The 699-nt window shown below is 74.2% G+C and carries 1 pseudogene; it reads left to right on the top strand.

What is annotated here, in order from left to right:
- Positions 1 to 391: 391 nt before the first annotated feature.
- A pseudogene (locus tag GT042_RS01255) lies at positions 392 to 699 on the top strand (hypothetical protein); the annotation flags it as partial.

Here is a 699-nt window from a genome sequence, read left to right as displayed (position 1 = left end):
CGGTCCCGACCGCCGTGCCCGCCGTGCCCGTGCCCCGGCCCGCGCTCGCCGTACCCGCGCCCCCGTCCGTGCCCGCCGTGCCGGTCGCCGTTGTGGTTCGTGTCGTGGTCACGCAGATCGCCCCCGTTCTGCCCGCCCGGTTCGAATACCGGGCGGTAACTTGTGATGGGGATCTTCTACGGGCCCGGGGAGACCGTGGCAAGAGCCGTCCGTGGGCGTGCCGCGGGGCCGTGATGTCACCTATCCGGGTGACGGGCGGTCCGTACGGCCCCAGTGGTGGCAGGGAGGACGGTTCCCGGGTGGACGCCGGGGGACCTCGTACGCGTCACCCCCACGAGGGATTCCCGCACGTATCCTTGAGCGCTCACCCGACTAGGAAAGCGGTCAGCCCATGCGCGTCTATGTCCCCTCGACCCTCCCCGGTCTCGCGGAGGCGCACAAGACGGGCGAGCTGGGCCCCGGGCCGCTCACGGCCTACGCGGTGACCCCCGGGCTGCGCGAGTGGTACGTCTCCGACGACATCGAGGAGCTGGAGTACGCGGCCCTCAACCGGGCCGCCGCCGCGTCCCTCCGCCTCCTCGCCGCGGACCCGGCCGCCGCCCGCCGCCGGGTGGTCGTCGCCGTCGACGTCCCCGACAAGGAGGCCGTCTCCGACCCGGACCGCGGCCTGGACTCCGCCGGGCTCGGCGAGGTGCGGAT

The organism is Streptomyces sp. SID3212, assembly GCF_009865405.1.
Lineage (GTDB): Bacteria > Actinomycetota > Actinomycetes > Streptomycetales > Streptomycetaceae > Streptomyces.
Note: the sequence above shows the minus strand (reverse complement) of the source record. Positions and strands in the feature narration are given on the sequence as shown.